Raw genomic sequence first — 1,196 nt, 5'->3', positions numbered from 1 at the left:
GCACCGCGGAAGCCGATCATCGGGTTCTCTTCATGCGGTTCGTACGCGTTGCCACCCAGCAGGTTGGCGTATTCGTTCGATTTGAAATCCGACATGCGCACGATCACTTTCTTCGGCCAGAAGGCAGCCGCCAGCGTGGCAATGCCTTCTGCCAGCTTGCTCACGTAGAAGTCAACAGCCGAGGGGTAGCCGGCAATACGCGCTTCGATCTGCGGCTTGATCTCTGCCGGCACATTCGGCCAGGCGAGCAAGGCTTTGGGGTGAATGCCGATCATGCGGTTGATGATGAATTCGGTCCGCGCCAGGCCGACACCGTGATTGGGCAGTTGGCAGAATTCGAACGCGAGTTCGGGGTTGCCGACGTTCATCATCAGCTTCACCGGCAGTTCCGGCAGCGTTTGTTGCGCCAAGTCGACGCATTCGTATTTCACTTCGCCGGCGTAGACCTTGCCGGTTTCCCCCTCGGCGCAAGAGACGGTGACCAGATCGCCGTCATACAAGACTTTGGTGGCATCGCCGCAGCCCACCACTGCAGGCACGCCGAGTTCACGCGCGATGATGGCGGCGTGGCAGGTGCGGCCTCCGCGGTTGGTGATGATGGCGGCAGCGCGCTTCATCACCGGTTCCCAGTCCGGGTCGGTGATGTCGGCCACCAGTACATCGCCCGGTTTGACCTTCTTCATTTCGTGGTGCGCCTTGACGATGCGCACGCGCCCCACCCCGATCTTCTGGCCAATGGCGCGGCCTTCGGTCAGCACTTCGCCGCTTTCCAGCATGCGGAAACGCTGCAGGCGATCGGTCTTGCTTTCCTGCGATTTCACCGTTTCCGGGCGGGCCTGCAGGATATAGAGCTGGCCGTCTTCGCCATCCTTGCCCCATTCGATGTCCATCGGCCGGCCATAGTGTTGTTCGATGATCACGGCATAGCGGGCGAGTTCGCATACGTCAGCATCGGTCAGCGAGAACTGGCGCGAGAGTTTTTCCGGGGTGTCGACGCTGATCACCGAGCGGCCAGCAACCGGTTCGTCGTCGTAGATCATGCGGCTAAGCTTGCTGCCGAGCGTGCGCCGGATCACTGCCGGGCGGCCGGCGGCCAGCGTGGGCTTGTGCACGTAGAACTCATCCGGGTTGACCAGCCCCTGCACCACCGATTCGCCCAGACCATACGAGGAAGTCACGAACACCACCTGGTCGAA

1 protein-coding gene is annotated in these 1,196 nt (G+C 61.6%); it reads right to left on the bottom strand.

All coding sequences use genetic code 11. The annotated features are described in order from the left end of the window. Positions 1-1,196 (bottom strand): PEP/pyruvate-binding domain-containing protein (locus AC0KVQ_RS16460; RefSeq protein WP_473422281.1); only part of this gene is annotated, 1,196 nt, incomplete at both ends.

This window comes from Formivibrio sp. oc-25, assembly GCF_055810895.1.
Note: the sequence above shows the minus strand (reverse complement) of the source record. Positions and strands in the feature narration are given on the sequence as shown.